The organism is Cupriavidus sp. 21MJTG02-4 (assembly GCF_057798975.1).
Map to the genome: position 1 here is coordinate 115214 of NZ_JBYOJP010000021.1, position 7085 is coordinate 122298.

The 7085-nt window shown below is 66.2% G+C and carries 5 protein-coding genes; all 5 read right to left on the minus strand.

The genetic code is table 11. From position 1 onward, the window contains the following. Window position 1 precedes the first annotated feature (1 nt). Complete coding sequence (locus AC3FKH_RS30260) at window positions 2–1204, minus strand: MFS transporter (RefSeq protein ID WP_488679370.1); 1203 nt, start codon at window positions 1202–1204, stop codon at window positions 2–4. Between the two features lie 319 nt (window positions 1205–1523). Then, window positions 1524–2645, minus strand: a complete 1122-nt coding sequence (locus AC3FKH_RS30265; protein ID WP_488679371.1) for an asparaginase — start codon at window positions 2643–2645, stop codon at window positions 1524–1526. Window positions 2646–2955: 310 nt separating this feature from the next. Continuing rightward, on the minus strand, window positions 2956–4149 hold the full coding sequence (gene prpF, locus AC3FKH_RS30270) for a 2-methylaconitate cis-trans isomerase PrpF (protein ID WP_488679372.1): 1194 nt from the start codon (window positions 4147–4149) through the stop codon (window positions 2956–2958). Between the two features lie 69 nt (window positions 4150–4218). After that, window positions 4219–6831: a Fe/S-dependent 2-methylisocitrate dehydratase AcnD gene (gene acnD / locus AC3FKH_RS30275; RefSeq protein ID WP_488679373.1), complete on the minus strand. Its 2613-nt coding sequence runs from the start codon at window positions 6829–6831 to the stop codon at window positions 4219–4221. 90 nt (window positions 6832–6921) lie between these two features. After that, window positions 6922–7085: citrate/2-methylcitrate synthase (locus tag AC3FKH_RS30280; RefSeq protein WP_488679379.1), on the minus strand; the 164-nt coding region annotated here is incomplete at its 5' end.

The window sequence follows — 7085 nt, forward strand, 5'->3', positions numbered from 1 at the left end:
CTCAGCGCCGTGCTGCGAGGGCAAGCGCTACCAGCGAGACGAGCCCCAGCCCGCTGCCGGCAACCACGATGCCGGTCCAGCCGAACTGCGTGTAAAGCGTGCTGGCCAGTGCCGAGCCGATCGCGCCGCCGGCAAAGATGGCGGTCATGTACAGCGCATTCAGGCGTCCACGGCTGGCGGCATCGAGCGCATAGATGGCACGCTGACCCAGCACCATGTTCATCTGCACGGCAAAATCGAGCACGATGCCGGTCAGTGCCAGCCAGTACACGCCGCCCGCGCCGCCGGCCATCCCTGGAATAAAGCTGAGCGCTGCCGCGATCATCGCCGCGTAGGACGCAATGCGGGTGTGGCCCGCGTCGGCGAGGCGCCCGGCCACCGGTGCTGCGATGGCACCCAGTGCGCCGACCAGGGCAAAAATGCCGATCTGCGATTGCGACAGCCCGTAGCGGCCCGCCAGCTCCAGCGGCGCGGCGGTCCAGAACAGGCTGAATGCCGCGAACAGCAGGCCCTGGTACAGCGAACGCTGGCGCAACACGGGGTAGCGCGCCAGCAGGTGCCACAGCGACGAGATCAGGCTTGCGTACGTGGCGCGATGCTGGGGCGTGCGGCGCGGCAGTGTCGTGGCGATGATCGCGACCGTTGCCAGTGTCATCGCGGCGGCGACATAGAAGACGGCGCGCCAGCCGAGATACTGTGCCAGCAGGCTCGACAGCGGACGCGACAGCAGGATGCCGGAAAGCAGGCCGCCCATGATCGTGCCGACAGTGCGGCCGCGCAGCGCTTCGGGCGCCAGGTGCGCAGCCAGCGGAATCAGGATCTGGACGCTGACCGAACTCAGGCCCAGCAGTAGCGATACCAGCAGGAACACGCCCGGCTGCGAAGCCGTGGCCGCCCCCACCAGGCTGGCCGTCGCCGCCACGCCGCTGAGGGTCAGCAGGCGCCGGTTCTCATGCAGGTCGGCCAGCGGCACCAGGAAGAACAGGCCGATGGCGTAGCCGATCTGGGTCAGCGACACGATCACGCTGGCGCTCCGGGCGGACAGGCCCACCGCCGGGGCAATCATCTCGATGATCGGCTGGGCGTAATACAGGTTGGCGACCAGCACGCCGGCGCACAGCGAAAACAGCGCGACCAGCGCGCCGGACATCGGGGCGGCCGCATGGGGGAGGGCGTTCACGCCCGGGGAATTTGCGGAGTTCATGGCTTCGGAATCGGTTCAGTTGCGACGTTCGAAGCTTAGGAGGCGGCTGGCGTGAGTTGAATCACATCGGAAAGCAAGTCAGCGTTGCGCCGCGCGCAACGCCAGCCACGCTGGCATGGCGCCGAATGGGATCCGATCGATGTAAGGCGGGCGGCGTAGGGCCACGCACGAGAGCGCTTCCCGACTCTATTAACGCAATTAACCGACAGGCGAGAAGCCCAAAACGAAAAACGCGCCGGATTCTCCGGCGCGCTATCTGCTACCAGCCCTGAGGCGCTGGCAGCCCGCTACAACCCCAGGGGGCCATGGCCCCCGGGTTTCAGTACTTCCACATGATCTGCTGCAGTACCTTGCTGTCGTTGGTCTTGGTCAGCGCCAGGGCAGTCAGGATGCGCGCCTTCTGCGGCAGTTGGTCGTCCGTGACGACCCAGTCGTACTTGTCGTCCGGCTGCTCGGCATTGCGGACCACGACGCCGCTGCCGGTGCGCGACGCGCGCACGATCTGCACGCCCTTGGCGCGCGCGGCCTTCAGCGGCTCGACCATGTAGTCGCCGACGCTGCCGTTGCCGGTGGCGGCATAGACGATGGCCTTGGCGCCATTCTTCACCGCGGCATCGATGCTGGCCGGGTTCACGTTGCCATAGGCATAGACCACGGCCACTTCAGGCAGCTTGTCGATCTTGTCGATGTCGAACTCGGTCTGCGTGGTGTGCGGACGGGCAGGCAGGCGGTAGAACAGCGTGCGGCCTTCCACCACATAGCCGAGCGGACCAAACGGCGAGCGGAAGGTCTCGGCCTTGAAGGTGTTGGACTTGGTCACATCGCGGCCGGTGTGGATCTCGTCGTTCAGCACGGCCAGCGTGCCTTTGCCACGGGATGCCGGGTTGGAAGCCACCACCACGGCGTCGTACAGGTTCAGCGCGCCATCGGCGCCCAGCGCCGTACCGGGGCGCATCGAGCCAACCACCACCACGGGCTTGTCGCTCTTGAGCGTCAGGTTCAGGAAGTAGGCCGTTTCCTCGATGGTGTCGGTGCCGTGGGTGATGACGATGCCATCCACGTCAGGCTGCTTGAGCAGTTCCGAAACACGCTTGCCGAGCTTCAGCAGGCGCTCGTTGTTGAAGCTCTCCGAACCGATCTGGAAAATCTGCTCGCCCTTGACGTTGGCGACCTTCGAGATCTCCGGCACCGAGGCGATGATCTTGTCGACCGGCACCACCGCGGATTGATAGGCCGCCGTGTTGGTAGCCGATGCACCGGCGCCAGCGATGGTGCCCCCCGTGCCAATGATGACGATATTGGCCTTGCGGGCCTCTGCCTGGGTCCCCGGAGCGGCCGATGGCTGTGCAGCCGGAGCAAGCTGGGCGTGGGCGGTACCGGTGATCAGGCTGGCGGCAAGCAGGGCGGCGGCGAGCGTCGTAGTGCGAGCAAAGCGTTTCATGATTCTCCTCGTGGCGGAGCGGCATGGCGTGCCTTTTGGGCAGGACGCCGCCGTCCATATCTGGTCAGTGACTGCCGGGCAGGGCCTGGGTTTCAGGACCGCTGTCGACAGCGGCTGCCACTATAAGGGAGGAGAAATTCTGGCGGGAAGGGGCGATACCCGGGTTATGCCGATTCGGCATGACGCCGGTATCTTGATAACTCAACTCACATAAAAGGCGCGTGGGTCATGCGGCAGCGTCCAGGGCGGACGCGCCTGATATCAGGCAGGCCGCGTGGCGGCCTGCGCCGGGAACGGGTCCCGGCACACGTCAGAACGCGTCGCCCGGCACGCGTACCCAGCCTTCCATCAGCACGCGGGCGCTGCGGCTCATGATGGCCTTGGTGACGGTCCAGTCGCCGTTGGACTGGCTGGCTTCGGCGCCCACGCGCAGCGTGCCCGACGGATGGCCGAAGCGGACCGCATTGCGTTCGCCACCGCCAGCGGCCAGGTTCACCAGCGTGCCCGGAATGGCCGCCGCGGTACCGATGGCCACGGCTGCCGTGCCCATCATGGCATGGTGCAGCTTGCCCATCGACAGCGCGCGCACCAGCAGGTCCACGTCGCCGGCGCCGACCGGCTTGCCGCTGGACGCGACATAGTCCTTCGGCTTGGCGACGAAGGCGACCTTGGGCGTGTGCTGGCGCTTGGCCGCTTCGTCGACGTTCTTGATCAGGCCCATGCGCACGGCACCGTAGGCGCGGATGGTCTCGAACATCGCCAGCGCCTTCGGGTCGCCGTTGATGGCGTCCTGCAGTTCGGTGCCGGTGTAGCCGATGGCTTCCGCATTGACGAAGATCGTCGGGATGCCGGCATTGATCATGGTTGCCTTGAACGTGCCGACGCCGGGCACTTCGAGGTCGTCGACCAGGTTGCCGGTCGGGAACATTGCGCCGCCGCCATCGCCTTCTTCGTCGGCGGCCGGGTCCATGAATTCGAGCTGCACTTCGGCGGCAGGGAAGGTGACGCCATCGAGTTCGAAGTCGCCGGTTTCCTGCACTGCACCGTTGGTGATGGGCACGTGGGCGATGATGGTCTTGCCGATGTTCGCCTGCCAGATGCGCACGACAGCCGTGCCGTTCTGCGGCACGCGCGATGCATCGACAAGGCCGCCGCTGATCGCGAACGGGCCGACCGCGGCCGACAGGTTGCCGCAGTTGCCGCTCCAGTCGACAAAGGGCTGGTCGATCGAGACCTGGCCGAACAGGTAGTCGACGTCGTGGTCCGGACGGCTGCTCTTTGACACGATCACGGTCTTGCTGGTGCTCGACGTGGCGGCGCCCATGCCGTCGATCTGCTTGCCGTACGGATCCGGGCTGCCGATCACGCGCATCAGCAGCGCATCGCGCGCCTTGCCGGGGACCTGTGCGGTCGCGGGCAGGTCTTGCAGGCGGAAGAACACGCCCTTGCTGGTGCCACCGCGAATGTAGGTGGCGGGAATCTTGATCTGGGGTACGTGGGCCATGGAAGTCTTTGTCCTGGTCAAAACTGCAGCGGGCGGTACGTTTCCGCACCGCCCGCTCATCTCGCTACCTTAAGCAGCCGCTTTCGCGGATTCAAGGAAGTCCTGCGCGAAGCGCTGCAGCACGCCGCCGGCTTCGTAGATCGATACTTCCTCGTCGCTGTCCAGGCGGCACGTCACCGGCACTTCGACGCGTTCGCCGTTGCGGCGGTGGATCACCAGCGTCAGGTCTGCGCGCGGCTGGCGCTCGCCCGTCACGTCGTAGGTCTCGGTGCCGTCCAGGCCCAGCGTCAGGCGGTTCACGCCCGGCTTGAACTCCAGCGGCAGCACGCCCATGCCGATCAGGTTGGTGCGGTGGATGCGCTCGAAGCCTTCGGCGACGATCACTTCCACGCCGGCCAGGCGCACGCCCTTGGCTGCCCAGTCGCGCGACGAGCCCTGGCCGTAGTCCGCACCCGCGACGATGATCAGCGGCTGCTTGCGGTCCATGTAGGTCTCGATCGCTTCCCACATGCGCACGACCTTGCCTTCCGGCTCGACGCGCGCCAGCGAACCCTTCTTGACCTGGCCGTCTACCACGGCCATCTCGTTGATCAGCGTCGGGTTCGCAAACGTCGCGCGTTGCGCGGTCAGGTGGTCGCCGCGGTGGGTCGCGTAGGAGTTGAAGTCTTCCTCCGGAAGGCCCATCTTGGCGAGATATTCACCCGCGGCGCTGTTGGCCAGGATCGCGTTCGACGGCGACAGGTGATCGGTGGTGATGTTGTCGCCGAGCACTGCCAGCGGACGCAGGCCCTTGAGCGTGCGTTCGCCGGCCAGCGCGCCTTCCCAGTACGGCGGACGGCGGATGTACGTGCTCTGTGCGCGCCAGTCGTACAGCGGGCTGATTTGCTCGCCGCTTTGCGCGGTGATTGCGAACATCGGCTCGTAGACCTTGCGGAACTGCTCCGGCTTCACGCTTTGCGCGACGATGGCGTCGATCTCTTCGTCGCTCGGCCAGATGTCCTTCAGGTACACCGCCTTGCCTTCCTTGTCGGTGCCCAGTACATCGCGCTCGATGTCGAAGCGCATCGTGCCGGCGATGGCGTAGGCCACCACCAGCGGCGGCGAAGCCAGGAAGGCTTGCTTGGCGTACGGGTGAATGCGGCCGTCGAAGTTGCGGTTGCCCGACAGCACGGCCGTCGCGTACAGGTCGCGGTCGATGATTTCCTGCTGGATCTTCGGATCGAGCGCGCCCGACATGCCGTTGCAGGTCGTGCAGGCGAAGGCGACGATGCCAAAGCCAAGCGCTTCCAGGTCCGGCAGCAGCTTCGATTCTTCCAGGTACAGCTCGACCGCCTTCGATCCCGGGGCCAGCGACGACTTCACCCACGGCTTGCGGGTCAGGCCGCGCGCGTTGGCGTTGCGCGCCAGCAGGGCGGCCGCAATCACGTTGCGCGGGTTGCTGGTGTTGGTGCAACTGGTGATGGCGGCGATGATCACGGCGCCGTCGGGCATCAGGCCTTCGGCTTCCTGCGCCTGCGCCTTGTCCAGGTCGACGGCGATGCCGCGCTCGGCCAGTGCAGAGGTCGGCAAGCGCTTGTGCGGGTTCGACGGGCCAGCCATGTTGCGCACGACGCTCGACAGGTCGAACTTCAGCACGCGCTCGTACTCGGCGTGCTTCAGCGAGTCGGCCCACAGGCCGGCGGTCTTCGCATAGGTCTCGACCAGCTTGACTTGCTCGTCTTCGCGGCCGGTCAGGCGCAGGTAGTCCAGCGTCTGGTTGTCGATGAAGAACATCGCGGCCGTGGCGCCGTATTCCGGGGCCATGTTGGAGATCGTGGCGCGGTCGCCCAGCGTCAGGCTGGAGGCACCTTCGCCACGGAATTCCAGGTAGGCGCCGACGACCTTTTCCTTGCGCAGGAATTCGGTCAGGGCCAGCACGATGTCAGTGGCGGTGATGCCGGGCTGGCGCTTGCCGGTCAGTTCCACGCCGACGATGTCGGGCAGGCGCATCCACGAGGCGCGGCCCAGCATGACGTTCTCGGCTTCCAGGCCGCCCACGCCGATGGCGATCACGCCCAGCGCGTCGACGTGCGGCGTGTGGCTGTCAGTGCCGACGCAGGTATCGGGGTAAGCCAGGCCCTTGTCAGCGTGGATCACCGGCGACATCTTCTCCAGATTGATCTGGTGCATGATGCCGTTGCCCGGGGGAATCACGTCGACGTTCTCGAAGGCCTTCTTGGTCCAGTTGATGAAGTCGAAGCGGTCTTCGTTGCGGCGATCCTCGATGGCGCGGTTCTTGGCGAACGCGTCCGGGTCGAAGCCGCCACACTCCACGGCCAGCGAGTGGTCGACGATCAGCTGCACCGGCACCACGGGGTTGACCTTGGCGGGGTCGCCGCCCTGGTCCGCAATGGCGTCGCGCAGGCCGGCCAGGTCCACCAGCGCGGTCTGGCCAAGGATGTCATGGCAGACCACGCGCGCGGGGAACCACGGGAAATCCAGCTCGCGCTTGCGCTCGATGAGCTGTTTCAGCGAATCGGTCAGCGTGGCCGGGGCGCAGCGGCGCACCAGGTTCTCGGCCAGCACGCGCGACGTGTAGGGCAGCTTGTCATAGGCACCCGGCTGGATTGCCTCGACGGCTTCGCGCGCGTCAAAGAAATCCAGCTTGGTGCCCGGCAGTGGTTTGCGGTGTGCAGTGTTCATGGCGTGGGGAGGAATACGGGGTAATGCACAAGGACGCGTGGAGCAGGGCGCAGGCGCCCCGATCCACGTTCCCCAGTCAGCGCGATGTGATCAGCGCTTCTCGATCGGCACGAACTCGAGGTTCTCAGGACCAGTGTAGTTGGCGCTCGGGCGGATGATCTTGTTATCGATGCGCTGCTCGATGATGTGCGCAGCCCAGCCCGACGTACGCGCGATCACGAACAGCGGCGTGAACATCGCGGTCGGCACGCCCA

Excerpts from the sequence above, each read along its gene's own strand:
- AC3FKH_RS30265 (WP_488679371.1), bottom strand. The coding sequence starts at position 2,645 with ATGAAACGCTTTGCTCGCACTACGACGCTCGCCGCCGCCCTGCTTGCC.
- acnD (WP_488679373.1), bottom strand. The coding sequence starts at position 6,831 with ATGAACACTGCACACCGCAAACCACTGCCGGGCACCAAGCTGGATTTC.
- prpF (WP_488679372.1), bottom strand. The coding sequence starts at position 4,149 with ATGGCCCACGTACCCCAGATCAAGATTCCCGCCACCTACATTCGCGGT.
- AC3FKH_RS30260 (WP_488679370.1), bottom strand. The coding sequence starts at position 1,204 with ATGAACTCCGCAAATTCCCCGGGCGTGAACGCCCTCCCCCATGCGGCC.